33 protein-coding genes and 1 pseudogene are annotated in these 24357 nt (G+C 55.1%); 22 read left to right on the top strand and 12 right to left on the bottom strand.

Annotation, left to right across the window (positions count from 1 at the left end):
* Nucleotides 1-72: 72 nt before the first annotated feature.
* The 4 genes from B5F94_RS10355 to B5F94_RS10340 all read right to left on the bottom strand — a co-directional run bounded on the left by B5F94_RS10355 (nucleotide 73) and on the right by B5F94_RS10340 (nucleotide 3708).
* Nucleotides 73-597 (bottom strand): hypothetical protein, encoded by a 525-nt coding sequence (locus B5F94_RS10355; RefSeq protein WP_087329950.1) that lies wholly within the window; start codon nucleotides 595-597, stop codon nucleotides 73-75.
* Complete coding sequence (locus B5F94_RS10350) at nucleotides 587-1321, bottom strand: ABC transporter ATP-binding protein (protein ID WP_087187513.1); 735 nt, start codon at nucleotides 1319-1321, stop codon at nucleotides 587-589. Before B5F94_RS10350 ends, B5F94_RS10355 begins: the two co-directional genes overlap by 11 nt.
* Nucleotides 1322-1454: 133 nt before the next feature.
* Nucleotides 1455-3044: a sensor histidine kinase gene (locus B5F94_RS10345; RefSeq protein ID WP_087329948.1), complete on the bottom strand. Its 1590-nt coding sequence runs from the start codon at nucleotides 3042-3044 to the stop codon at nucleotides 1455-1457.
* Nucleotides 3034-3708: a response regulator transcription factor gene (locus B5F94_RS10340; protein ID WP_087270998.1), complete on the bottom strand. Its 675-nt coding sequence runs from the start codon at nucleotides 3706-3708 to the stop codon at nucleotides 3034-3036. The genes B5F94_RS10345 and B5F94_RS10340 overlap by 11 nt, the downstream gene beginning before the upstream one ends.
* Before the next feature lie 265 nt (nucleotides 3709-3973).
* Here B5F94_RS10340 and B5F94_RS10335 point away from each other — a divergent pair, with 265 nt between their 5' ends.
* The 3 genes from B5F94_RS10335 (at nucleotide 3974) to B5F94_RS10325 (ending at nucleotide 5897) form a co-directional block, all read left to right on the top strand.
* The gene (locus tag B5F94_RS10335) at nucleotides 3974-4930 is read left to right on the top strand and encodes an L-lactate dehydrogenase (RefSeq protein WP_087270995.1); all 957 of its coding nucleotides are present in this window, start codon (nucleotides 3974-3976) and stop codon (nucleotides 4928-4930) included.
* 144 nt (nucleotides 4931-5074) lie between these two features.
* Complete coding sequence (locus B5F94_RS10330; RefSeq protein ID WP_087329946.1) at nucleotides 5075-5413, top strand: hypothetical protein; 339 nt, start codon at nucleotides 5075-5077, stop codon at nucleotides 5411-5413.
* 100 nt (nucleotides 5414-5513) lie between these two features.
* Nucleotides 5514-5897, top strand: a complete 384-nt coding sequence (locus tag B5F94_RS10325) for a RidA family protein (protein WP_087187508.1) — start codon at nucleotides 5514-5516, stop codon at nucleotides 5895-5897.
* Between the two features lie 99 nt (nucleotides 5898-5996).
* Here the strand turns inward: B5F94_RS10325 and B5F94_RS10320 are convergent, their stop codons facing one another.
* Complete coding sequence (locus tag B5F94_RS10320; RefSeq protein ID WP_087329944.1) at nucleotides 5997-7364, bottom strand: MATE family efflux transporter; 1368 nt, start codon at nucleotides 7362-7364, stop codon at nucleotides 5997-5999.
* A 231-nt stretch (nucleotides 7365-7595) separates the two neighbouring features.
* Between B5F94_RS10320 and B5F94_RS10315 the strand changes: the two genes are divergently transcribed.
* Both B5F94_RS10315 and B5F94_RS10310 read left to right on the top strand, forming a co-directional pair.
* On the top strand, nucleotides 7596-7838 hold the full coding sequence (locus B5F94_RS10315; RefSeq protein ID WP_087187506.1) for a FeoA family protein: 243 nt from the start codon (nucleotides 7596-7598) through the stop codon (nucleotides 7836-7838).
* Nucleotides 7829-9118, top strand: coding sequence for a FeoB small GTPase domain-containing protein (locus B5F94_RS10310; RefSeq protein WP_087329942.1), 1290 nt, complete (start codon nucleotides 7829-7831; stop codon nucleotides 9116-9118). The genes B5F94_RS10315 and B5F94_RS10310 overlap by 10 nt, the downstream gene beginning before the upstream one ends.
* 29 nt (nucleotides 9119-9147) lie before the next feature.
* On the opposite strand, the gene B5F94_RS10305 is transcribed toward B5F94_RS10310, so the two are convergent.
* Nucleotides 9148-10548, bottom strand: coding sequence for a recombinase family protein (locus B5F94_RS10305; RefSeq protein WP_242965654.1), 1401 nt, complete (start codon nucleotides 10546-10548; stop codon nucleotides 9148-9150).
* Nucleotides 10549-10803: 255 nt separating this feature from the next.
* Between B5F94_RS10305 and B5F94_RS16710 the strand changes: the two genes are divergently transcribed.
* A complete protein-coding gene (locus tag B5F94_RS16710; protein ID WP_087187504.1) occupies nucleotides 10804-10977 on the top strand; it encodes a hypothetical protein in 174 nt (57 codons plus the stop codon).
* Nucleotides 10974-11588, top strand: a complete 615-nt coding sequence (locus tag B5F94_RS10295) for an N-acetyltransferase (protein WP_343212815.1) — start codon at nucleotides 10974-10976, stop codon at nucleotides 11586-11588. Before B5F94_RS16710 ends, B5F94_RS10295 begins: the two co-directional genes overlap by 4 nt.
* Before the next feature lie 124 nt (nucleotides 11589-11712).
* On the opposite strand, the gene B5F94_RS10290 is transcribed toward B5F94_RS10295, so the two are convergent.
* The 4 genes from B5F94_RS10290 to B5F94_RS10270 form a co-directional block, all read right to left on the bottom strand.
* On the bottom strand, nucleotides 11713-12186 hold the full coding sequence (locus tag B5F94_RS10290) for an SHOCT domain-containing protein (protein ID WP_087329940.1): 474 nt from the start codon (nucleotides 12184-12186) through the stop codon (nucleotides 11713-11715).
* A 192-nt stretch (nucleotides 12187-12378) separates the two neighbouring features.
* On the bottom strand, nucleotides 12379-12900 hold the full coding sequence (locus B5F94_RS10280) for a hypothetical protein (RefSeq protein WP_087329938.1): 522 nt from the start codon (nucleotides 12898-12900) through the stop codon (nucleotides 12379-12381).
* Between the two features lie 208 nt (nucleotides 12901-13108).
* Complete coding sequence (locus B5F94_RS10275; protein WP_087329936.1) at nucleotides 13109-13441, bottom strand: helix-turn-helix domain-containing protein; 333 nt, start codon at nucleotides 13439-13441, stop codon at nucleotides 13109-13111.
* Nucleotides 13442-13796: 355 nt separating this feature from the next.
* Nucleotides 13797-14291: a hypothetical protein gene (locus tag B5F94_RS10270; RefSeq protein ID WP_087329934.1), complete on the bottom strand. Its 495-nt coding sequence runs from the start codon at nucleotides 14289-14291 to the stop codon at nucleotides 13797-13799.
* Between the two features lie 86 nt (nucleotides 14292-14377).
* Between B5F94_RS10270 and B5F94_RS16475 the strand changes: the two genes are divergently transcribed.
* The 3 genes from B5F94_RS16475 to B5F94_RS16240 all read left to right on the top strand — a co-directional run bounded on the left by B5F94_RS16475 (nucleotide 14378) and on the right by B5F94_RS16240 (nucleotide 15498).
* Nucleotides 14378-14551: a hypothetical protein gene (locus tag B5F94_RS16475; protein ID WP_158099543.1), complete on the top strand. Its 174-nt coding sequence runs from the start codon at nucleotides 14378-14380 to the stop codon at nucleotides 14549-14551.
* A 264-nt stretch (nucleotides 14552-14815) separates the two neighbouring features.
* Nucleotides 14816-14977 (top strand): hypothetical protein, encoded by a 162-nt coding sequence (locus B5F94_RS16470; protein WP_158099542.1) that lies wholly within the window; start codon nucleotides 14816-14818, stop codon nucleotides 14975-14977.
* A 326-nt stretch (nucleotides 14978-15303) separates the two neighbouring features.
* The gene (locus B5F94_RS16240; protein ID WP_143383283.1) at nucleotides 15304-15498 is read left to right on the top strand and encodes a hypothetical protein; all 195 of its coding nucleotides are present in this window, start codon (nucleotides 15304-15306) and stop codon (nucleotides 15496-15498) included.
* Nucleotides 15499-15842: 344 nt separating this feature from the next.
* Here B5F94_RS16240 and B5F94_RS16235 read toward each other — a convergent pair whose 3' ends face one another.
* Entirely contained in the window at nucleotides 15843-16052 is a 210-nt protein-coding gene (locus B5F94_RS16235) for a hypothetical protein (RefSeq protein WP_143383282.1), read from the bottom strand.
* A 220-nt stretch (nucleotides 16053-16272) separates the two neighbouring features.
* Between B5F94_RS16235 and B5F94_RS10260 the strand changes: the two genes are divergently transcribed.
* The 4 genes from B5F94_RS10260 to B5F94_RS10250 are packed head-to-tail and all read left to right on the top strand — an operon-like array spanning nucleotide 16273 to nucleotide 17359.
* On the top strand, nucleotides 16273-16482 hold the full coding sequence (locus B5F94_RS10260) for a helix-turn-helix domain-containing protein (RefSeq protein ID WP_087329930.1): 210 nt from the start codon (nucleotides 16273-16275) through the stop codon (nucleotides 16480-16482).
* Nucleotides 16483-16521: 39 nt separating this feature from the next.
* Nucleotides 16522-16965 carry a helix-turn-helix domain-containing protein gene (locus tag B5F94_RS10255; protein ID WP_087329928.1) on the top strand — a complete coding sequence of 148 codons (444 nt, stop codon included), beginning with the start codon at nucleotides 16522-16524 and terminating at the stop codon, nucleotides 16963-16965.
* Between the two features lie 23 nt (nucleotides 16966-16988).
* Nucleotides 16989-17132: a hypothetical protein gene (locus B5F94_RS16465; protein ID WP_158100276.1), complete on the top strand. Its 144-nt coding sequence runs from the start codon at nucleotides 16989-16991 to the stop codon at nucleotides 17130-17132.
* Nucleotides 17133-17176: 44 nt separating this feature from the next.
* Nucleotides 17177-17359 carry a BOW99_gp33 family protein gene (locus B5F94_RS10250; protein ID WP_087329926.1) on the top strand — a complete coding sequence of 61 codons (183 nt, stop codon included), beginning with the start codon at nucleotides 17177-17179 and terminating at the stop codon, nucleotides 17357-17359.
* A gap of 204 nt (nucleotides 17360-17563) precedes the next feature.
* Here the strand turns inward: B5F94_RS10250 and B5F94_RS16230 are convergent, their stop codons facing one another.
* Entirely contained in the window at nucleotides 17564-17974 is a 411-nt protein-coding gene (locus B5F94_RS16230) for a hypothetical protein (RefSeq protein ID WP_143383281.1), read from the bottom strand.
* 290 nt (nucleotides 17975-18264) lie between these two features.
* On the opposite strand from B5F94_RS16230, the gene B5F94_RS10240 reads away from it, so the two are divergent.
* From B5F94_RS10240 to B5F94_RS10205, 8 genes and pseudogenes are all read left to right on the top strand, one after another.
* Nucleotides 18265-18447 (top strand): BOW99_gp33 family protein, encoded by a 183-nt coding sequence (locus tag B5F94_RS10240; protein ID WP_087187499.1) that lies wholly within the window; start codon nucleotides 18265-18267, stop codon nucleotides 18445-18447.
* Nucleotides 18448-18509: 62 nt separating this feature from the next.
* Nucleotides 18510-18836: a hypothetical protein gene (locus B5F94_RS10235; RefSeq protein WP_143383280.1), complete on the top strand. Its 327-nt coding sequence runs from the start codon at nucleotides 18510-18512 to the stop codon at nucleotides 18834-18836.
* Nucleotides 18824-19624 (top strand): helix-turn-helix domain-containing protein, encoded by an 801-nt coding sequence (locus tag B5F94_RS10230; protein WP_087329920.1) that lies wholly within the window; start codon nucleotides 18824-18826, stop codon nucleotides 19622-19624. The genes B5F94_RS10235 and B5F94_RS10230 overlap by 13 nt, the downstream gene beginning before the upstream one ends.
* On the top strand, nucleotides 19618-21099 hold the full coding sequence (locus B5F94_RS10225) for a replicative DNA helicase (protein WP_087329918.1): 1482 nt from the start codon (nucleotides 19618-19620) through the stop codon (nucleotides 21097-21099). The genes B5F94_RS10230 and B5F94_RS10225 overlap by 7 nt, the downstream gene beginning before the upstream one ends.
* Nucleotides 21096-21296 (top strand): hypothetical protein, encoded by a 201-nt coding sequence (locus tag B5F94_RS10220; protein ID WP_087329916.1) that lies wholly within the window; start codon nucleotides 21096-21098, stop codon nucleotides 21294-21296. The genes B5F94_RS10225 and B5F94_RS10220 overlap by 4 nt, the downstream gene beginning before the upstream one ends.
* A 12-nt stretch (nucleotides 21297-21308) precedes the next feature.
* Nucleotides 21309-21452: pseudogene (locus tag B5F94_RS16920) on the top strand (ParA family protein); the annotation flags it as partial.
* 294 nt (nucleotides 21453-21746) lie between these two features.
* A complete protein-coding gene (locus B5F94_RS10210) occupies nucleotides 21747-23399 on the top strand; it encodes a collagen-like protein (RefSeq protein ID WP_087329912.1) in 1653 nt (550 codons plus the stop codon).
* Nucleotides 23400-23411: 12 nt separating this feature from the next.
* Nucleotides 23412-24347 (top strand): DUF6273 domain-containing protein, encoded by a 936-nt coding sequence (locus tag B5F94_RS10205; protein WP_087329910.1) that lies wholly within the window; start codon nucleotides 23412-23414, stop codon nucleotides 24345-24347.
* Nucleotides 24348-24357: the final 10 nt, after the last annotated feature.

Genomic DNA, 24357 nt, shown 5'->3' with positions numbered 1-24357 from the left:
GCTTGGGATCGACGCGGCACACGGCCTCCTTCTCGTCGATCATGCCCTCATCCACCAGATCCACAGCCACCTTCAGGGCGGCGGCGGCGGTGCGCTTGCCGTTGCGGGATCAGGGGCGGAGGGAGGTTCAGGAACGTTGGTGGGTGCTTCATATACCACCGCTTCGGTAATGGTGACCTCCAGCGTCTGATAGGAACTGGCATCGCCAGCGGTACCCACCTGGAGCTTCAGACTTTGGCCAACTCCCTTGTAAGTCAGGCCGGTGAGCCGGACGGCATAGACCAGAGGGGCGGAGTCAGAGGAGGTCTTTTCCACCGAGAGGGAGCCGCCGGTAAAGCTGTCGTCCAGCTTGGTAATGTCCAGGGTTTTGGGATCGCCGGCCCCGGTGCCGTCGCCGGTATCCTTGACGGACACGGTGATGTTGACCGTATTGCCTTTGCTGATGCTGCCCACCGAGCGGCCGGAGGAATCGGTGACCTGGTAGCCGGTGATGTACAGATTGCTGCCCTCGGCGGCAAAGACTGCGGGCAGCGACGCCGCCAGCATGGCCAGCAGCAGGAGCAGAGAAACGCCGGTGCGGAATAGGTTATGTTTCATGGGAAGATCTCTCCTTTGGATTGACTTTGTTGCTGACGATCTCGCCGTCGATGAGGGTGACGATCCGATTGGCGTAGGCTGCCATTTCCGGATCGTGGGTGACCAGAATGATGGTCTGGTGGTAGTCACGGGCGAAGGTGCAGATCATGTTCATGATCTCTACCGTGGTTTTGGAGTCCAGGTTGCCGGTGGGCTCGTCGGCAAAGACCACATCGGGCCGGGCAATAAAGGCCCGGGCGATGCCCGCACGCTGCTGCTGACCGCCCGACATTTGGCGGGGAAAGTGGTCCAGCCGGTGGGCCAGCCCTACCCGGGTGAGCAGCTTGCGGGCGGCGGCCTCCCGCTGGGCTTTGGGCACCCCACGAAACATCAGGGGGAGGGCCACGTTTTCGGTGGCGGTCAGGTTGGGCAGCAGGTTGTAGGACTGGAACACAAAGCCCAGGTGCTGCTGCCGGAAGGCGGCCAGCTGATTCTCATTCAGCCGGGAGATGGGTACCCCGCCGATGAGGACCTCCCCACGGGTGGGCTTCTCCATACCGGCCAGCTGGTTGAGCAAGGTACTTTTGCCCGAGCCGGAGGTGCCGAAGATACAGCAGATCTCCCCACGGGACACGCTTAGATTGATGCGCTTGAGTGCCACCACCGTCTCGTCGCCGATGGGGTACTCTTTGCGGACATTTTTCACTTCAATGATGGGGCGGCTGCGCAAATCAGGCCCATTCATAGGTGTTGCCCCCTTTCTGAATGGGAGTATACCCGACCACTCTTTATCCCTCGTGTGGGTTTGTTTAAGATTTGTAAAGGTAGGAGAAAGAAAAAAGACGCTCCGGACTGTTTCCAGTCCAGAGCGTCAAAAATTAGGTGGAGGTGGGCGGCTGCCACAGGGGAAGGGTGAGGAGAAATTCCGTGCCTTTCCCTGCAGCGGGACGGGTAGAGAGGGTAATAGAGCCGCCGTGCAGCTCCATGATACGGCGGGTGATGGACAGGCCCAGGCCGCTGCCCTGGCCGGAACGGGCATCGCTGCCCACCACAAAGGGCTCAAAAATAGATTTCATCCGCTGCGGGGGAATCCCTGCGCCGTTGTCCGCCACAGTGAGCAGAGCCTTGCCCTCGGTCTCGGTCAGCCGGAAGAAGAGCATGGTGCCCAGCCGGTTGTGCCGCAGGGCGTTGGAAAGCAGATTATCCAGCACCCGGCGGAATTGCAGGGGGTCCAACTGGCAGCGCAGGGCCCGGTCGGGCAGATCAATGTCCAGCCCGAAGCCCGCCAGATCGATCTCGTCATATTTGTCCGCCAAATAGGCCCGCAGAAATTCGCACAGATCGGTGGGCTCGGTGTGGAGTATGAACTCCGGATGCTCCACCTTGCTGTATTCATGGAAGGCGTCCACCAGCTCAGTGAGGGCGGCTGCCTTGCCCTGAATGGCCCGCAGGTAGCGCTCCTGTTCCTCAGGGGGCACCTTGCCGTCACAGATGGCGTCAATGTATCCGGCAATGACGGTGATGGGGGTCTTGAGGTCATGGGAGATGTCGGCAATCAGCTTCTGTCTGCCCTGATCCAGCCGCTGGCGTTCCGCCTCACTTTCGGCCAGCCGGTCGGAAAAACGGTCGAAGCTCTCTCCAATACGCCGGATCTCCCGGGTTCCGCCGCAGTCCCCCACCCGGACCATCCGGCCCTCAGACTGGGAGACTACTGCGTCGTTAAGCCTGCGCAGGGGACGGCCGATCCGGCGGCTGAGCCACCAGATGAAGAGCCCTGCGCTGAGCAGGAACAGGGGGATAAAGAGGAGCCAAACCTTCCAGGAATCCTGATAGCGTTTCATGTAATCGGCGTCGCTGATCACCGCCTCACGCAGCAGAACGGTCATGGGCTCGTTGTCCTGATTGACAAAGACACCACGGGTAAGAAAGGCGTCGGAAAACCGCTTGCCGGACAGGTAGAGAAATTCCTGGGGCGTATAGACGGTCTTGCCCTCCTTCAGGCCGCCAAATATGACCTCATAGGAGCCATTCAGCACCATGGTGTCCACCGATCCGTCGCTCATGGACTGACGGATCACCAGATAGCGGGATTCTTTGTTCGCGTTGGACAACGCAAAGGTGGTAACGGCGGCATCTGCATCCCAGAGCTGGACGCAGTCCAGTTCACTGGGAGTGCAGAGCGGGTCAAACCCGAGATCGGAGGAGTAGACCAGCAGACCATCCCCGTCATAGACGGCAAAGGCGCTGCCTGTGTCGCCGGTATAGCGGGTCAGGCTCTGGTAATTGCCGGATAACAAGGCGCTGTCGGCCATCAGACCGGCCCAGTCCGCCGGTTGATAGAGCCGGGTCAGCCACTGATCCCACAGAGAAAAGATCCCGCCCACAATGACCAGCAGGGTGAGGGTAAACAGCAGGTAATTGCGTACCAGCAGGCCGAACAGGCTGCCGGGAACCGGTTTATTTTTCAAGCTTATACCCCAATCCTCTCACGGTAATGATATAGCGGGGGTCCTTCGGGTCGTCCTCCAGCTTGTCCCGCAGTTTGGAGATGTGGACCATCATGGTGTTGTCGTCCCCCTCAAAGTAGGGGCCCACCGCCCCCTCATACAGCTGGATCTTGGTGAAGATCCGGCCGGGGGAGCGCATGAGCAGGGCCAGGATCTTATATTCCATGGGGGTGAGAGCCACGGGGACGCCCCGTTTGGACAGCTGGCAGGTAACGGTATCCAGCGCCAGATCCCGGACCGTGAGCACATCCTGACCTGTCCGGCCTGCCCGGCGCAGCTGGGCCTTTACCCGGGCCACGATCTCCACCGGGTTAAAGGGCTTGGCGATGTAGTCGTCGGCTCCCAGATTCAGGCCCAGGATCTTGTCATTGTCCTGGCTTTTGGCGGACAGGATCAAAATGGGCAGCTGGCTGTACTGGCGCAGGGCGCGAGTCAGTTCAAACCCATTGAGGCCGGGCATCATGATATCCAGAATGGCCATGTCAGGGCTGTGGGTTCGGGCCAGCTCCAGCGCCTTGCTGCCGTCGTCCGCCTCCAGAACCCGAAAGCCTTCGCCCTCCAGATAGAGCCGCAGCAGGCCCCGGATATCCGCGTCGTCCTCGGCAATGAGAATTATAGGTGTCATGGACAGCGCCTCCTCGTGCTGTATTGTGCTCCCATTGTAACAGAGGAAGGCGGATTGGGAAAGTCCGGCCCGCGAAAAAAGCGGAGTCTTTACGAATCTTAAGACGTGAGGAACGAATAGAGCCCAGCGCCCAAAGAAATTTGCGGTTTTGTTGCAGTAGCAACAGACAAAATACCTAAAATCATATATGATTTAGACAACACAAGGAAAGCTGCAAAAAGCACAGGCCGTGGAGTGATCCACGGAACATAGAGAGGTGTATATGATGAAAAAGACCATCGTCAATCCCCGCAAAGCTGCCATCGTCGGCTGCGGTTTTGTAGGCTCCGCCACGGCCTTTGCCCTGATGCAGAGCCATCTGTTTTCCGAACTGGTGCTGCTGGACGTGAACTTCGACAAGGCCGATGGTGAGGCCAAGGACATTGCTCACGGCATCCCCTTTGCGGGGGCTATGAAAATCTATGCCGGTACCTATGACGATGTGGCGGATGCCGCTGTGGTCATTGTGACGGCGGGAGCCAATCAGAAGCCCAACGAGACCCGGCTGGATCTGGTCCACAAGAATGTAGCGATCTTCAAGAGCATCATCCCTGAGATCGCAAAGCGGGATTTTCAGGGGATCCTGCTCATTGTCTCCAATCCGGTTGATATCCTGACCTATACAGCCCTTAAGCTCAGCGGGCTGCCGGAGCACCGTGTGATTGGCTCTGGTACCGTGCTGGATACCGCCCGGCTCAAGTACCAGCTGGGGCAGCACCTCCATGTGGACAGCCGCAGTGTCCACGCCTTCATCATCGGTGAACACGGCGACAGCGAGATCGCCGCCTGGAGCAGCTCCAACGTCTCCGGTATCCCCCTCAACGACTTCTGCGAGATGCGGGGCCATTTCGATCACGCCTCTGCCATGAAGGAGATTGCCGAGAAGGTCAAGACCAGCGCCTATGAGATCATTGCCAAGAAGCAGGCTACCTACTATGGCATTGCCATGTCGGTAAAGCGGATCTGCGAGGTCATTGTCCGCAATGAGCGGTCCATCCTGCCGGTGTCCACCATGATGCATGGTGAGTACGGCATCGAGGGTATCGCCCTGAGTATGCCTGCCATTGTAGGCTTGGACGGGGTGGAGACCCATGTGCCTATCGTGCTGGATCAGGAGGAGCAGGAGCAGCTGCGCCGCTCGGCGGAGACCCTGAAGCAGGTGGCTGCCACTCTGGAACTGTAATCGGAAATTATAAAGAATTCCTTTCTTTTTGCGGCTGGCACAACTTTCCGGCCTCGACGGGAGTCTAAGCATCGTAACACGGGCGGCAAGGTCTGCCCGGTGAATGCATCAATCCCAGACAGGGACAAAGAAAGGAACATGACTATGAAGCGGAAGATTTGCCTGGTTCTTACTCTGGTGCTTGTGGTGTTTGCACTGAGCGCCTGCGGAAAGGCTGACAGCGGTAAAAAGACGGACGATGGTTCCAGCCAGCCTCAGTCCACGGAGAAGGTAGAGGAAAAAAAGGTGAGCGGGATCATCAACCAGATGGGGGACTATCTGGTGCTGCTTACCGGCGATGGTGAGTACCAGAGCATGGATTACGGCAAGGGCGTCAGTGTCGACGGATTTGCCGAGGGTGACTCGGTGGAGATTACTTATACCGGTGAGCTGGGGGTGGACGGTGCTACTCCTGTGATTACCGCCATCAGCAAGGTGAAGTAAAGCGCACCCGTTGCGTTTGGACGGGATCTGTGGGATAATGGCATGAACAGGCCTGTCCTTCAGATGCAGGCCCGATGATGGAAAGGATGAAGTGGATTTTATGGACAATACCTACATTCGCTTTACAGACGATCTGGAGGCCCCCTACTCCGACCTGGTAGTGGTGGATGGGAAGTATCTCTACCTCTCCGGCCTGGTATCCGAGGACCTGGAGACCCAGGAGCTGGCCTGCGGCGACATCACCTTTGAGACCCGCCAGGTGCTGAACAACCTGGAGCAGCTGCTCAAGCGCTACGGCTCCGACATGGACCATGTGGTGCGGATCGACGTGCTGCTGCGGGATTTTGCCGAGCGGGACGAGATGAACGCGGAGTATGTGCGCCACTTTGATCCTAAGCGGATGCCTGCCCGGCTGTGCTACGGCAACGTAGGCCTGGCGGACAACTGCAAGATCGAGATCGCAGTCATTGCCGTCAAGTGCTGAGCATAGATCATTGCAAAGAGAAAAGCAGCCCCCCGCGCCTGGTCAAACCGGGCACGGGGGGCTGCTTATTTTTAGATCTCATTATTTTACTTTAAAGGCTTACTCACTGTCTCCCAGGGGAGCAATCACATTGCGGAAGACCAGCCGCAGGAAGAGAAGACTCAAAATCAGGGAGGCTATCTCGGCAATGGGAAAGGACCACCACACGGCGGTTACACTTCCGGTAAAGGAGAGGAAGTAAGCGGCGGGGAGGAGTACCACCAGCTGGCGGACGATGGACATGATCATGCTCAGTACGCCGTTGCCCAAGGCCTGGAACGTGGAGGAGCAGATGATGTTGAAGCCGGCAAATACAAAGCACAGGCTGATGATCCGCAGGGCGGGCACGCCGATCCGCAGCATTTCCGCCGAGGCCTCAAACAGACCCAGAATGGGGGCGGCGAAAAATTGAATGATCACCAGGCCCACCAGCATGATGCCAACGGCCAGAATGGCACTGAAGCGCACGGTTTCCGTAAGACGCTTACGCTTCCGGGCACCAAAGTTGTAGGAGACGATGGGTACCATGCCGTTATTCAGGCCAAATACCGGCATGAATACAAAGCTCTGGAGCTTGAAGTAGACGTTGAATACAGCCACGGCGGTGGAAGTGGAGATGGCGCCCAGGATCAGGTTCATACCAAAGGTCATCACCGAGCTGATGGAGTTGAGTACGATGGTGGGGATACCAACGCTATAAATGCGTCCAATGATATGTCCGCGGGGGCGGAACCCCTTCAGTTTGGGCTGGATCTCATGGTTGTGGGTAATATTGAAGATCAGAGCCAAAATGGCGGCAACGATCTGGCCCAGCACGGTGGCGGCAGCAGCGCCGGCCACGCCCATCTCCGGGAAGGGGCCAATGCCAAAGATGAGGATGGGGTCCATAACGATGTTGATGACTGCGCCCACGCCCTGGGTGATCATAGTGTAGAAGGTGCGCCCAGTGGACTGGAGCAGCCGCTCAAACATGATCTCCATAAAGAGACCAATGGAGAGCCCGGCGCAGATTCGCAGATAAGCCACGCCCTGGTTGACGATATCCGGGTCGTTGTTCTGTGCCAGGAAGAAGGGCTCGGCAAACACAACACCTGCAATGGAAAAGACCAGCATACTGAGGAAGGCCAGAAAAACGCCGTTCTCTGCGGTGCGGTTGGCTGTATCAAAGTCCTTGGCGCCCAGGCTGCGGGAGAGCAGGGCGTTGACGCCCACGCCGGTACCTACGCTGACGGCGATCATCAGGTTCTGATAGGGGAAGGCCATTCCCACGGCAGCCAGTGCGTTTTCGCTGACTTTGGCCACGAAGTAGCTGTCCACCACATTGTACAGAGCCTGCACCAGCATGGAGATCATCATGGGCAGGGACATGGAGAGGACCAGACGTTTGATGGGCATGACGCCCATTTTGTTTTCTTGCAGTTCTGACATAAAAACCTCCCAACCGAAAAGAGAGCCGCAGCGAACCGCTGCGGCAAAAAAGAATCCATTTCGTTGTTATTCTAATCGATTGTATATGGTTAGTCAATAGATTTTCAGTATACGAACCAGTTTTTCAGAGGCACCACCCCTTCTGCTCCGCAATATGATAGGTTGTGGGGGCCTGCACCGGCTGACGGCGAGCCTCCACCCATTTCAAGTGACAGCGAGGAGCGTTATGATATGAGTACCATTACCTTGGATGCCCTTCGGGTGGGCCAGTGGGGCCAGGTAGCCGAGGTGCTGACCGAACCGGCCATGCGCCGGCGTTTGCTGGACCTGGGACTGGTACCGGGGACTGCAGTGAGCTGCACGGCAGTCAGCCCAGCGGGTGACCCGGCAGCCTATCTGATCCGTGGGGCGGTCATTGCTCTGCGGCGGCGGGATGCCAGGGGCGTCAGACTGGCAGGCGCGCCATGGGACTGACGCGGGCTGCCACAGGAGCGGGCGCGGCGGCAGTGCTCCAGCCGGTAGGGATCGACGGAGCGGAACGGGTGGTGGCACTGGCGGGCAATCCCAATGTGGGTAAGTCTACCCTGTTTAATGCACTGACCGGTCTGCGCCAGCACACCGGGAACTGGCCGGGCAAGACCGTAGCGGTGGCTCAAGGGCGATGCCAGTGGAATGGAAGGTCCTATACACTGGTGGATCTGCCGGGTACCTATTCTCTGTTAGCCCACTCCGCTGAGGAGGAAGTGGCACGGGATTTTCTCTGCTTCGGTGGTGCTCAGGGTGCGGTGGTGGTGTGCGACGCCACCTGTCTGGAGCGCAATCTGAATCTGGTGTTCCAGACCCTGGAGCTGGAACCCAGGACCGTGGTGTGTGTCAACCTGCTGGACGAGGCTGCCCGCAAGCATATTACGGTGGATTTGGAGGCTTTGTCTGCCTATTTGGGCGTTCCGGTGGTTGGAAGTTCCGCTGGGCGGGAGGAGGGGCTGGAGGAGCTGATGGAAGCACTGGACCATCTGTTGGATGGAAAGGAGCCGCCCAAGCCCCGGCCAGTTTGTTATCCGCCCCAGGTGGAATTTGCTGCTGCCTCCCTCAAACCCCTTTTGGAATCCAGGCTCCAGGGTAAACTCCCTGTACGCTGGGTGGCGCTGCGGCTGCTGGAGGGAGATCCCACGCTTCCTTCCAGCCTGGCACGGCAGACAGGCTGGGACCCGGAGAAGGACCAGGAACTTCAAGCCGCGTTGACCAGGGCCAGAGAGCAGCTGACCCACAGCGGGATAACGGACCTGAGCGATCAGCTGGCGGCCAGCCTGGTCCATGCAGCCCACCAGGCCGCCCAAGAGGCCCTGCCCCAGGGTGTGGCTGCTGCAGGGGGGGAACGGCTGGATCGATTGCTTACCGCCAGGGCCACCGGTATTCCCGCCATGCTGCTTCTGCTGGCGGCTGTGCTGTGGCTCACCATAGAGGGGGCTAACTATCCCTCTCAGCTGCTTTCCGATGGGCTGTTCTGGATTCAGGATCGGCTTACCGACCTGTTTGTCTGGCTCAATGCTCCGGAGTGGCTCCACGGGGCGCTGGTCCTAGGCGTATACCGGGTGCTGGCCTGGGTGATCAGCGTCATGCTGCCCCCTATGGCCATCTTCTTTCCCCTTTTTACATTGCTGGAGGATTTTGGATATCTTCCTCGGGTGGCTTTTTTGCTGGATCATGCGTTTCAAAAAGCCAAAGCCTGCGGCAAGCAGGCCCTGACCATGTGAGTGGTATATATAATTTTGCAAATTACTGCTTACAGCCTCCAATGGAGCTGGATCGACTGGCCGTCAATGGTTACCCGATCCAGAAGACCGGCCAGCAGCGCACGCTTGCGGTCTGTGTCCCCATCGGCAAAGCCCTGCCGGTAGTCCTCTACGGCAGCAAGGAACAGATCTTTGGCGGGCACCTCATCCGGAGCGTTAAGCTGCGATTCCAGCGCAGCCTTTTGTGCTGACAGATCGTTGACCCGCTGGGTGATGGATGCCATAGGGATGGAGCCTATCTGATACAGCTCAATCAGACGCTCGATCTGCCGCTCCAGCTCCGCGCAGGTGCGGCGGAGCTTATCCTTGTCAACACGTACTGTCTTGGCGGCGTCGGCAGCCATAATCGCGTGATCTACGGCAGCGGAGCTGGATACCATCGCATCCACCTGCTGACATACCAGGTGATCCAATGTGCTGATCTCCCAGTTGTCATTTTTGCAGTCTGGGTCACGCACAAATTTGGGGCTGCTTTTGGCTCTGGAATAGCATCTGTAATATCCATGATTGGCTGAGTACCGGGCTCCGCAGCGGCCGCAGTACAGAAGGCCTGAGAGCAGGTAGCCCGCCCGGAAAGGGTTGCGCTGGGATGTTGTTTTTGCTGCCTCACGGGACAGGCTGTTGAGCAGTTGGTTGGCGGCGGTAAAGACACGTTCCTCCACAATGGGCTGATGTACTCCATCATATTCCTGGCCCATGAAATGGACTTTCCCAATATAAAGGCTGTTCTTCAGCACATTGCGGACCTTTGCCGCCGTCCACTTTGTGGTGTATTTTGTGGATAAAATATGCCAGATCGCGTTGATGGACTTCCCGGCCAGGAAGAGGTCAAATGCCTCCCGGACCTGCATGGCCTCGTACTCATTGACGGTAAGGACGCCGTCGGCATAGGTATAGCCGGTGGGTGCGTTGCCGCCGCCGTGGAAGTACCCGGCCTTGCCCCGGCCGATCCGGCCCATGGTAAAGCGCTCGGTGATCTGATCCTTTTCCAGCTGGGCAAAGACGGACAGTATTCCGATCATGGCCCGGCCGAAGGGTGTGGAGGTGTCGAAGTTTTCATTGATGGAGACAAAATCAGTGCCGTGGGCCAGCAGTTCGTCCTCGATGAGGGTGAGGGTATCCTTCTGAGAGCGGCTGAGCCGGTCCAGCTTGTAGACCACCACAGCGTCCACATGGGTCTCCCGGATCTGCGCCAGCATGGTCTGGAGGGCAGGACGGTCCGTGTTCCCGCCGGAGTATCCTCCGTCTATATAGGTGTGCAGCAGCACCCAGCCCTTGGCCGCACAATAGGACTCCAGCCGGGCGGTCTGCTCCTCAATGGAGTAGTTCTCCAGCTGGTTCTCGGTGGAAACTCTGGCATAGCCGAATACCATCATTTTATCCTTGGACATGAGGCGTCCTCCTTATCTTAATATCAATGGTCTATATTTGGCGTCTTTAAAAGATTTTGAACTTGGGTGTATCTCAATGTGCAACTTTTAGTAATGTTACACCATAAGTGAGGGACAGCGTCAAATGCCATCATTGAAATAGTGTGATTAAAAAAGTCAACAAGAAGCTAACAAGAACTTCGTAGAATTTCCCAGTGTTTTTTTGGCTATTCTGCTGCTATAATATAAACGTAGCATAGTAAAGGAGGTGCGGTTATGGCTACAAAGAGTATCCTGAAAGATGTCCGCTTCCGGGACAAGTCGCTATGCCGCGGTTTTGCTACAGCACTTGAGCACGCAAAGGGAAAAAAGAGCAAAGAGGTCCGAATATCCAGAACGTGCCAGACTATCCAGAAGGATAAAATCAAAGATTTTTTTGGAGATAAATGATGGCAGGTTATTCGATACTGTCCCTCAGCGACATCATAGAAGAAAAGGGAGAGGATTTCTGTCGGGAGATCCTCTCCTCCTTTTCGTGTCCAAAGAACGGGGATGTTGAGCGATTTCTGACAAAGAGATCTGCAATCGATTTCGCGAAGCAGGGGATTTCTCAGACCTTTTTGGTATATGCGTCTTACCGGAAGGAAAATGTCATTTGCGGATATTTTACGATTGCCAACAAGTATATTGTAGTGAATAAGCACTCTGTTTCCGGCACACTTGGCAGACGCTTAAGAAAATTTGCAATGCCAAGTGCGGCTAAAAATGATTTGGTAATTATGGCTCCGCTGGTTGCTCAACTCGGTAAGAATTACACCAACGACTATAATAAACTGATTACTGGTGACGAGCTGTTGAAAATGGCTGAAGATCAGATTCGGCTTGCTCAAAGAATCATCGGAGGCAAGGTGGTATACCTGGAGTGTGAAGACGTTGATCGTCTGAGGTCATTCTATAGTGACAATGGGTATGTGGAATTTGGAAAGCGAAAGCTGGATAAGGATGAGCGTACTGAAATGAGCGGTACACACCTGATCCAACTGTTGAAGTACTTACATTAAAATCCTCAGCTGATAAGTTGGGGCTTTTTTGCGACTAAGAAACCCGAACAATACAAATGTTCGATTTCTGGCGTTTTAAGAGGCCGGGGCGTGAGCCCCGGCTCATTTTGCTTAAAGATACCGATCAAAGGCCCAGCAACTGCTTTTTTTTCTGGTCAAACTCGTCCTGAGTGATTGCGCCCATATCAAGTAACTCTTTATATTTCCTTATCTCATCTGCTGCACTTGCAGAAGCTGCAACAGGAGTAGTGCTTGATACTTTTTGGTAGCTTTGGATTTTGTCCATAAAAGCATTTGTAAGAGCCTCTATATTTTTATTTTCTGTAACAGATGCAAGGAGAGATGGTGCCTTTGCAGTAGATGTCATGCTAACTTTTGTTCCACCATCAGGGGTGGGTGTAAAGCCGACAGTTACGATGTCGCCCCAGGTAAAAGAAGTCATGCCTGCTCGTACACTATATTGAAGTCTACCAGCACTTACATTCTCACTTTTAATCTTGAATTTTGGTAGAGTTTCTGCAGCGGATTTCATTGCGGAAAAACAGTCAGCAGTGGAATAGGGAATTTCTAGTGTTGCATCACTGGATAGAAAAGACATTTATAGGTCCTCCTTTTATGCAGAATTACCGGAAACCAGGTTGCGCCAATTACTTTATCTTCCGCCGCAACTCTACTACCACGCCGATGATCTGGACCGGGATGGACTCGATCTCAGCGGGGGAGTAGGTGCGCGGAGGATAGGCCGGATTGGTGGGGCGCAGTTCCAGGCTGCTGGCCCCGGTCTGGTTACTTACTCTTGAGCATCAATATCCAAATAATTAAGACCGCGACCAGAAAGGAACGATACTAATACACCATTATTTTCAAAATCCACAGTTCCAGATCCCTCGGAAATGATTTCAGATATGCTGCTGTAAATCTCTTCTGAATTGTCATGGCTGAGCAGATCGAACAGGATACTGCAATAGGCGCCTGCGGATGTGATCACGTTTTCATTGTTTGTGCTGGAATCCCAATATAACCGCACGCTGGTCAAATTGCCTGCGTCGTTGGCCTCCATGGTCAGCTGCAGCCGGCCTAGGTCATCGGCGAGCATGGACTCTCCAGAACCAGGATACTCTCCAAGGCCGAGCAACACCCCATCTGTATCGGATTCCACCATATTGTTGATCTCATTGACAATGTCCTCTGGTGTGCAGGTAAATGCCCCATTTTCTACCGATATCCGTCCAGACAAGGTGTTAGCAGATTGCTGACTACATCCGCACAATAGAGCGAAAATAAGTCCCAAAAAGAGAATGCTCTTTCTCATGTGGATATCCCCTCTTTCCTGTGTCCCAAACGGACACAAAATTTTTTTCGACAAATTTCTTCCTTCGGTGTACCAAAACGTACAACAAACAGGCCTGTTCCACCTATAGGTAGACGATACTTTTTGAAAGGGGGCCTGTTCATGGTACAGAATGACATCATGACTGAGGCGCTGGAGCTGTTCCGGCAGCTCTCCGAGGAGCAGCAGCTTACTTATCTTTCGCGTCTACGATCCCTTTTAGCTGAGCAAGAACAAGCTCCTGCTGATCCGGCGTGAGCTGGCTGAACAACTGAGTAAATTCTTCTTCACGCCCGTTGGCCGGTAGGCCAGCGGGCGATATTTTTTCACCCAAGAGATCGCTAGTGGTGACGCCAAGATACTCAGCCAGCATTTGGACTTTTGCGACGGAAGGGGTTTGACCGCGTTCCACGTTGTTGATAAAACTACTGCCCACGCCGCTTTCTCGACACGCAACCGTAGGTTTTACATCCCGTAGATTGCAGTAGTATTTGATGTTTTGCACAAAAAGTTGAGCATCCAAGCGGCATCACTCCTTAATTAAGAATTATGCACTATGCGGAAAATACTTAAACAAGGATAAATACATTGACAATCCTTGATTAAGGAATTAAGATTAACCCGTAGCAAACCACAGGTTTACCGGCAAGCAGGAAGGGGGGGGATATGTGGTTTCAGCAGCCGGAAGCAGAATGTTCTTTCAGTCTATCGAAATCCCGGGCGTAGAGAAAAAGGTCATCCAGACATCTCCAGGATGCGTACATATTACTTTGATGGTTTGTGAGGGACGTGATCCAAAACTCGTGCGTAAGCGGTATTTAGATGCCTGCACATCCCAGATCCCGATTGGGCAAGAGGTGACGGTCTCTACTATTGATTCAGGACGTTGAAACGCCGGTATCCACTTTTGCGGTTGAACCTACTGGTAAAATCTCAGTAAGCATCAATTCCGCAAACCTTCTCTGGTAAGGCGTCCAATATTCTTCTTTTCGCAAGTGAAAAGTAACGACGCTTTTATCAACTTCAATTCGTTCCGGGTCAATGGGAGGGAATGCAGCATTCAAGGCAGCTTGTATCCCAGTGTAGCTTACTGCCCCTTTCAGCGCCACACTTTTAACGCGATCAGGAATTTGCCCGATGGGAAAAACCTCATCGTTTTGCAGCTCGAAGTAATGCTTAACCTTGTGAATACATGAGGCCATGCCCATCTCTGACAAAAAACGCTGTATCTGAGAGATTGTGCTTTCATCCAAATCCAGGTTGGCATCACAGGCGTATACCGTAACAGTATAAGGGGCGGAAGTGCATACCCGTACCCATTGTAAGTTGGGAAATCTATCTGTCAGCATCTTTTCATAAAACAACCTCGTCATTTTTATGTCCTTTCGTTGAAAGAAATTTATGATTAACCCATAGCAAACCACAGGTTTACCGGCAAGCAGGAAGGGGGTGAGCGGAGGTGGAAGAACTGACTTTTGAAAAGCAGACGGAAATCCATGATAAGATCATCCAACTGCTGGAGCAGGAAAACTGCACTGTGCGGCAGGCCAAAGCCATTTTGCTCCGATGTGGAAGAACCATTGAAGGGACCGCAGCAGTGCAGTTTGTCCCCGGCCTGGATTACGAGTTATGATCCTCAGCTTCCATGGTCCGCATCAGGATGTACTGATCCAGCTGATCTGCTGCAATAGCCAAGACACACAGAGAGGTATTGCTTTTCATGCCTCCTGTACTGGATCTTGCAAGGTGCCGGAAGGTACAATCTTCCCGGCACTCTCCGTTGATAAACGGGCAAAACATTTTCCTCACCTCCTTTCGTTGGGAGGAATTTGAAAAATCACCATTAACCCGTAGCAAACCACAGGTTGTCCGGCAAGCAGGAAGGGGGGAGAAAAACATGGAAAATTATCCCGCCATCGTGCTAGGGCGAGTCAGTTATGAACTCCAGTGGAACAGTGCCCGTATTTGCGGAGAAGCATATATCCCACAAGAACTGGTGGGGAAATTTATGGAACTCATGGATGAGCTGGAGTTGTTCAATGAGTCGGCCCCCACGTAACTTTGATGTATGGACACTCGGTGTATTCATAGAAGTTGCTGACCTTTGCTAACACAAAACGGCTATGCGGGAAACAATCCCGGACGATGTCCCGAAATGGCTCATGAAAATCATCTAAGTGTACAGAGATCAAGTAAGATGTGCCTAGGACGGGTTCATATTCCTCGCACTTTTGAAACAGCTTTTCCAGTTCGGCGTACGTCGGTTTTGTCTCAAAGTGAAGATAAAATCGAGCCTTCATATTACGCTACACCTCAATTGAGAATTTATGATTAATCCGCAGCAAGCCACAGGTTTACCAGAAAGCACGAAGGGGGGGAGATGCGATGCTGTTTTTAACATATCCGTACGACATTCCCGCTGAAGTAAAACAAAAGCTGCGCGAATTGCTGGAGCGGCAGACAGGACAAAAATGCCTGATCGCAGATCTGGGATGTACAGGTGTCTACTATGTCCCGGATCATCCAGACCTGTTTAAAGAAACGTGCGGATCAGAGCAAGTACAGCAATCGCCGTTGTGATAATGTAACGGATCCATTCGACGGCCTTTTCACGGGCGATCCTGTTTCCTTCCTGCAAAACGGCTCGCGCTTTATCGCTTATGGCGTATAATCCCGCAACCTCATTGTTTTCTACGGACAGAGTTCGTAGAAGATAGTCTCGCTCATAAAGTGAGTCAATGCGGGAAGAAGAATACTCCGGTGCGGATAGCTTAGCCATTGTACCTTTGGAGATGGGTTCTGGTTGCTTATTTAGCCAAAAAAGAAAGCGTCGCTCCTCGTTGCTTATCATGATGTATCACCACATTGTTATGATTAACCCGTAGCAAACCACAGGTTTACCGGCAGGCAGGTATCCGCCGAATTTACGGAGTACAGACCGCCTGTTGCCAGGCGGCAGGGCGATAATTCACCTCATCATTGGAGAGCATGGGACCATAGGTACAAGAAATGCTGGGGATCGCTCCGGTAATACCATCCAGGAGGCCATTAGCTTCGCGCAGGGCAGAGCCAATGCCTTCGTAGTCACAAAGGGCCTTAGACATACCAGAAATATCGCTGATGGACATCCACATTGTTACTCTGCTGTAAAGCAGGGACGGGTCATTTCTGCCCGCCTCTCATAGTTACCTATGAGTTCAGACTGTGCCTTCATCCCGGTGGGATGCTCCGTGTCCAGTCGTTACACCTTCCCTGTATAGGGCTTGGCTCGGCGTAGTCTGCCAGCCGGAAACCTGTGGTTCCATTTTATCACATAGAACAGAGGCGAACAAGCCTAAAAGGAGGTGAGGCTTCATGAGGATCAGAGAACATAGAGAGGCCATGGGCCTGACCAGGATCCAGGTGGCAGACCGGTTGGGGGTAACTAAGGTCGCCGTGCGAAAGTGGGAAGTGGGCCTGGCCATGCCCAATGCGGATAAGCTACCCGCTCTGGCTGATCTGCTGAACTGTTCCATCGACGCCCTCTATGGCCGGGACAGTCCGGAGGAGCGGGACGCCAGCTGATCTGTACAATCATTTTAACCCAACCAGGAGGAGATAACCATGCCGGGAGACTACCGGAATATCTATAAAAACGCACGAGCTGTAGCCGATATCACCCAGGAAGCGGCAGCTGAGAGGCTGTGTATCAGCGTGGAGAGTGTGCGGGCCTACGAGACCGGCCAACGGATACCGCCCAATCATGTCGTATCCCGGATGGTGACTGTTTACAATACCCAGTGGCTGGCGGTTCAGCACGTCAATCTACACGACGAGTTGGCGGCCAGTATCATCCCGATGATCCAGCCGCGCACCCGGATGGAGGCAGCGATTCGATTTGCCAACCGCGTTAACCGGTTCATCAAAAAACACTCATTAGAGCGGCTGCTGGAGATTACGGAAGATAATCAAGTCGATCATGAGGAGAAGGAAGACTATAACGAGATTGTTGAGGCAATGGGAGATCTTGCTCAAAGCTATCTGGAGCTGCGTTTCTGCGATGAGTGACACATCAAAGGAGGTATCGATGTATGACCAAGCGTGAGTGGGAGGCCATGACCCGCCGGGAACGGCGCCAGTGGTACCTGGAGACCATTAAGGGCGGCGTTAGGCTGCTGGCCGTGTTCGTCATCGCCGCAGGTCTTCCAAACTGGATGCCAAACTGGGTGGGATAGGACAACCCGGCGGCAGCATAAATGGAAAAAGGAGGTGGCGCGCAATGGTCGATATGAGCAAGGTCAAGGTGACCAATATCATGGCGGATGGCTCTATCTGTGAGGATCTGAGTACATACCTTGAGACCCATACTCTGCCGGATGATGTGCTGCGGATGATCCTGGGATTTATCCGGGATGGACGCGCCATCCGGGAGCAGAAAGAGCGGGGTGCGTCTCATGAGTAGGCAGAAAGAAAGGCCCCCCTGTCTGTGGGCGCAGACAGAGAGGCCAAACGATGGTTTCGTGCATGAAAACCGCTATTATGATACCACAAATGGCCGAATTTTACAAGGGAGTGAGTAGGTTGGAGGGCAAACTGCGCCATCTAAAGATCGATACACAAAGAGGTATCTTTGAACTGGACGGCCTCCCGATTATGGAACAAACAGTCAGTTGTACGATTTATTATCGCGGGCAGGCATCACCTGTTGTAGAACTGACGATTCTCGCGGATGTTGATCTTGAGGGCTACTTAGAGGTCCAAACAAAGAACATAAAAGGGCAACGGCAGAAATGATTGTTGGAATAATAAATTTCCAGTCAACTTGTGGGCGAAGAAAGGCCAATCCTTTTAAGGGAATATGAGAGTTAAAAATAGTGGGATGAATTTTTCCGTCCATTGTTCGAATTACTTCCCCATCGTGAAAAACTTCTCCGTTTATATACCCCGCTAAGATACAGTCGGCCAATATCTCCATATCTTCAAAACTCTCATTCCACGAGTCGATTATTTCACCACTTTGCACTCGTTTAATCATCTTTCGCATTGCACGTTTATATTCACGCTGAGACCGAATCATGAATATACCTCCTTCCCGCTTTATCAGTATATCACAGGGCGGGAGGTAGATAAATAGGCCAGCGCCAAGCTGACCAACCGGATTTTTGCCTTTGCGGAGTCCCATGCCGACCGGCGACTGCTGCGGATCGCGGAGGACAACGTCATTGATGCCCAGGAGCGGCCCGAGTTTGACGCCATCCTGGAGGACCTGCAGGAGATCGTGGAGGCCGCGCTGGAGCTGCGGTGCGCCCGGGAGTCCTCATAGGACAACCAGGCGGCAGCATAAATGGAAAAAGGAGGTGGCGCGCAATGGTCGATATGAGCAAGGTAAAGGTAACCAATATCATGGCGGATGGGTCCATCTGTGAGGACCTGAGTACATACCTTGAGACCCATACTCTGCCGGATGATGTGCTGCGGATGATCCTGGGATTTATCCGGGATGGACGCGCCATCCGGGAACAGAGAGAGCGGGGTGCGTCTCATGATTAGGCAAAAAGAAAGGCCCCCCTGTCTGTGGGCGCAGACAGAGAGGCCAAACGATGGTTTCGTGCATGAAAACCATAATTATCATACCACAAATGGCCGGATTTTACAAGGGGGTGCTGGGTATGTGGAGTGCTGAGCGATGGGCACCGATGGATCTGCGGCGACGAGGCCAGCTGGGCCCCCATGACGGTGAGCTCATTGTCCTGCACATGATCCCCAAGACACAGGCCCGCAGCGAGCGGTACTATGTCGGCCGTATGGAGATCTGTCAGGGACGTACATATTTGAGCGGCTGCGGTTCTACGGTCGCTATGGCGGGGCTGTGTAAACGCTACGACCTGCGATGGATCCGGTTGCAGGAGGATGGAGGTGACGGTACATGTCGGATGTGATCCGTGTCCAGCGCAGTGTTGGGTACACCGTGCTGCCCAACGGCATCCTGCGGGATACCGGGCTGTCCCTCAAGACCAAGGGGCTGTTTGCCATCATTCTGTCCCTGCCGGAGACCTGGGACTACAGCGTGGCCGGGCTGGCCACGGTGGCCGGCTGCGGCCGGGATGCCATCCGCTCCGCCCTGGGAGAGATGGAACAAGCGGGCTATCTGACCCGCACCCGCTCCCATGGCGAGGGTGGCAAGTTCACCGGCGTGATCTACAACATCCGGGACCAGGCTGAGCCATTGTCGGAAAACCCGACTATGGTGGAAGAAGAACCATTGTCGGGAAAACCGACGACGGTTGAACCAACATTGGAAAAACCGTCGTCGGAAAATCCGACGCAATTAAATAAAGATATATCAAATAAAGACTTAATAAACCCCCATAGTCCCCCAGAGGGGGACAGGCCCCAGCGGAAAAAGCGGCAGCGGAGGTCCAAGTCAATCCCCACCTGGAAGCCGGAACGGTTTGAGGCCTTCTGGGACTACTACCCAAGAGGGGAGGACCGGATGGGGGCCGTGGAGGAGTGGGACAAGCTCCAGCCGGATGACGCCCTCATCGACCGGATGGCCCGGGCGCTGGCCCGGCAGAAGGCCAGCGAGGAGTGGCAGCGGGGCATTGGTATCCCATACGCCTGCCGGTGGCTGCGCAAGCGCCGGTGGGAGGATGTACCGGCCCAGCCTCAGACGCAGACGCCGTCGCCTCAGCGGGTGGTTGAGAGGGACGGTGTGCCGGTATGGTGATCCAGGACATGGAGGCCGCCCAGGAGGCGGTACTGGGTTCCCTGCTCATCTCACCGGAGCTGGTGGGGGAGGTGCTGGCCCAGGTACAGGACCGGGACTTCGTCAACCCCAGGCACCGCATGACCTATCAGGCCATCCGCCAGTTGTTTGTGACGGGGCAGACGGTAGACCCTATCCTGCTGCTCCCCCTGCTGGGAGCGTCGGAGCAGCAGCCTTGGCGGGAGTACCTCATCAACCTAATGGACAAGACCCCGACGGCGTCCAACATCTGGGAGTATGTGGCCGTACTCAAGGAGCAGGCCCGGCTCTATCAGCTCTGCCTGCTGGGGGAGCGACTGGCCCAGGCGGGTAGCCTGGAGGATGCAGCCAAGTGCCTGGCCGACGGCAATGCCCTGATGGTGGACAAGCCGGGGCTGCGCTACGTCACTATGGAGCAGGCGCTGCTGGACTTTTACGACAGGCACAAGACCAGGAAGGAGTATCTCACTTGGGGGCTGGACAAGCTCAATGACCGGCTCTTTGTGGACCGGGGGGATATGGTGGTACTGGGAGGCTACGCCTCCGCCGGCAAGACCCTGCTGGCCATCCAGTTCGCCTGGCACTGGGCTAAGCTGGGGCGGAAGGTGGGCTTTTACTCCCTGGAGACCGGCGAGGCAAAGCTGGAGGACCGCCTCATCGCCTACAACATGAGGCTGGACTTCGGCAGGATCAAGCGCTCGGAACTGACCGAGGAGGATTACAAGGCCCTGGCGATGGCCTCCAAGCGGCTCATCCAGCCCGCCTTGGAATGGGTGCCTGCCAGCGGCATGACAGTTGACGAGATCCGCTCCTCCGCCCTCAGCCGGGGGTATGACGCCATTTTCATCGACTACTTACAGCTCATCCAGGGGGATAAGCGGCGCAGCCGGGCCGAAGAGGTGGCTGGGATCAGCATCGGGCTGCATCAGCTGTCCCAGAGCACCGGCATCACAGTGGTGGCCCTGTCCCAGCTGTCCCGGCCAGAGAAGGGCGGGGACGGGGTGAAGGCCCCCACACTGGCCTCCTTGCGGGAGTCCGGGCAGATCGAGCAGGATGCCGACGTGGCCATGCTGCTCTACAAGGAGGAGGACACCCCACATAGCCGGCGGATCCTGCACATCGCCAAGAACAAGGAGGGCGAGACCGGCAAGATCTATCTGGCCTTTGACGGCGCCCATCAGCGGCTGTATGAGTCGGTGGTGGACGCTCCAGCCCCCAGGAAACGGCGGGAGCCGGAGTACAAGCAGGTGCAGTTCACAGAGATCATGGAGGATCCGGACGATCCATTCCGCGAGAAAGGAGACCAGCATGGACAAAGCCAGAGCGGCCCAGCTGCTGCGGCTGGAGATCCTGCGCCGGGAGGCCCTGGCACGGGCCAGCAGCTTCCCAGCGGATCACCTGCAGGTGGCCCAGGCGCTGACTCTGGCAGTCCAGGCTCTGGAGGAGGATCAGCATGAGGATAGGCGAGAAGATCACATGGACCCCGGCGGCCTTTGAGCATGAGCTCAGCGGCGAGCGGGCCAACAAAATGCGCAAGCTGCGGTCGGTGACTGGCCGGATCGTCTACATCCATCCGGCCCGGCGGTATTACATGGCGGAAGCCAAAGTGGGCAATGAGACCATCCGGGAGTGCTTCCCGATGGAAAACAGATAGGAGTGTTCGTGCATGAAGACTTTTGCAATCGTGAATAGAAAGGGCGGGGTGGGCAAGACCACCACCGCCGTCAATCTGGCCTATGTGCTGGCAACCAGCTGCCGGCTGCGGGTGCTGTTGGTGGATGCCGATGGGCAGGCAAACGCTACTCAGACCCTGTCCGGGTTCTACCAGCTCCAGCTGCGGAGCACCCAGGGGGAGACCGTGAGATCCGGCGAAAGCCGTAAAATGAGTTGAGGAACGGCTTTCAGAATTGGAGGCCGCGGTGAAGGGACTGAGAGCAGCAGAGGAGCCCACTCAGTACTACACATCCAAATATTCAGGCGAGGAGATTGACGCGCTGCTGGATGTTGTGGCGGCTCAGCAGGCGGCAATAGAATAATTTTCTGCCTGGGTGTATGAAAACATACATCATTTTTATGAGAGCCGCTATAGGTGGGAGGTAGTGCTATGATCAAGTTTGACAACTGGCGCATTTTAAACCAAGGAAAGGTATTGGCCCGACAGTATGACAATCTGACTCGGGAATTGAGAGTGGAAGGAATTATCCCGGAGGGCTGGACTTGGGATCTGCTGGTGCAGGCAGGCAAAAACCTGGATATTGTTCGCCTGAGCCAGGGAGAAAACAGCCTGTCTGTGATCCTTACAGCTGAGATACTGGCATTGTCCGGATACTATGTTCTTCAACTGCGGGCCACACAGGGAGAAAAGGTCCGGCACACCAATGCGATCCGGGTATTTGTACCGGAAAGCCTGTCCGGTGACGCACAGTGGCCGGAAGTGCCCACAGAGTTTTCCCAGGCTGAGGCGGTCATCCGGGAACTTAACGCCCATCCTCCGATCCCGGGCGATGAGGGATTCTGGCTGACTTGGGATCTGAAAACAAAAGAATACATCAAGTCGGAATTGCCGATGCCTGAATTGCCTGAAGGCCCTCAGGGGCCGGCAGGTCCCCAAGGCGAGCCTGGCCCGCAGGGGCAGAAAGGTGATACCGGTCCTCAGGGACCCAAGGGAGATCAAGGAGAGCGCGGTGTGAAAGGCGAAAAAGGTGACCCCGGAGAGGCAGGACCTCAAGGGGAAAAAGGCCTGCAAGGCGAAGCAGGACCCCAAGGCCCCACGGGAGAAACCGGCCCGCAGGGACCTGCCGGTGCTGTTGGCCCGCAAGGAGCGCCTGGTGAGAAAGGCGAAAAGGGCGAACCGTTCACTTATGATGATTTCACCCCGGAGCAGCTTGCGTCGTTGAAGGGCGAAAGGGGTGACAAAGGTGACCCCGGCCCTGCCGGTCCCCAAGGTCCACAGGGCGAGCAGGGCGAAAAAGGTGACCCCGGAGAGACCGGCCCTCAAGGAGAAAAGGGTCCGCAAGGCGAAGCAGGACCCCAAGGCCCCACGGGAGAAACCGGCCCACAGGGACCTGCCGGTGCTGTTGGCCCGCAAGGAGCACCTGGCGAGAAAGGCGAAAAGGGAGATCCATTCACTTATGATGATTTCACCCCGGAGCAGCTTGCGTCGTTGAAGGGCGAAAAGGGTGACAAAGGAGACCCTGGGAGACAAGGTGAGCCTGGCCCACAGGGCCCCAAGGGAGATCCGGGTGAGCCTGGTCCTGTGGGTCCCCAAGGGGAAAAAGGCGAAAAGGGTGACGCCGGCCCGGCCGGCCCACAAGGCCCGCAGGGCGAAAAAGGTGTTCCCGGAGAACAGGGACCGGAGGGCCCTCAGGGAATCCAGGGCGTACAGGGGCCGACAGGCCCGCAGGGGCCGGCAGGCGCCGACGGATCGCCCGGAAAATCCGCTTATCAATCCGCTGCTGAGGCGGGATACACCGGGACGGAAGCAGAGTTTTACGCCGCGCTTGTCACGCTGAAAAATGCGCCGTTTCTTCCGCTCTCCGGAGGAACGCTGACCGGGAATCTGACTGGCCAATACCTCACGGGCACATGGCTCCATGGGACAGCGGACAACCATCTGAGCGGCGCGGCGACTAAGATCTGCGTCCAGGATCAGGATGGATGGGTGTACCACAGGACAGCGGCGGAGATCCTCAATGATATCGGTGTTCCTGCGGCCATCCAGTCCGCAATCGGTGACGCCATGGCGGCAAGCTATTAAGGGGGGACCACAATGGCAAATGTACATACCACATTGACCTCCCTGTTTGACGATATCGCCGATGCGATCCGCGATAACACTCCCGTCACTGAGCAGATCAAAGCAGATGCCTTCCCGGCATACATTCGCATGCTCGGATACGACGGCACCATCCCGGCCACCCCCAGCGTGCTCGACAGCTGCCCGTGGGACTTTATCCGGTGGGCCAGTGATGAGGGGATCGCCGACCTCCTCTGGAGCGTGGGGGATCGGAAGGCAGTTACATTAGGCGCATGGGGCGGTCCGTGGACCTCGTATCAAGTGTCTGCGGGCACATATTATGCCTATATCATAGGGTTTAATCATAACAAAGAGTTAGAAGGCGATAAACGGATACACTTTGAGTTCGGCTTTACGCAACTGTCTGACGGTACACATATTGCATTTAGCAATGGTGCGTATAATCTGTATGTAAATGATTCGAGCCAATCGACTCTAACCAGGATGAATATGATCAATACTAATTCTGGGGGATGGGAATCATGTACTATGCGTACTGGCACTCTAAACGGGGAAGATAAAAGCTTGCTGTCCGCAAGTCCATCCGATCTTGTTGCAGCACTTAAAACTGTAACAAAATATACTGATAATGCTGGCGGAGGCAGCGGTAGTGTGGAGTCAAACGTCACGTCAACGGTCGATACTTATTTTTTGCTGAACGTCCATGAGCTCAGAGGAACTGGTTCGATGAACACCTACGAAGCGCAAAAAACAGCGCAATACCAATATTATAAAAATGGAAACGAGCAAGGGAGAAACAAATCTAATGATACGTCAGTAGATGCAAAATTTCTTTTGCGATCTCCCAATCCGAGTAGCTCTACTCAGTTTATGGGCTTTGGCTCAGGCGTAGGCATATACGTCAATGCCAATTATTGCCTTGGGATCTCACCGGCTTTCTGCGTGTGAGGTGCCGGGT

Source organism: Flavonifractor sp. An4, from assembly GCF_002161755.1.
GTDB classification, from domain to species: Bacteria; Bacillota; Clostridia; order Oscillospirales; family Oscillospiraceae; genus Flavonifractor; species Flavonifractor avicola.
Note: the sequence above shows the minus strand (reverse complement) of the source record. Positions and strands in the feature narration are given on the sequence as shown.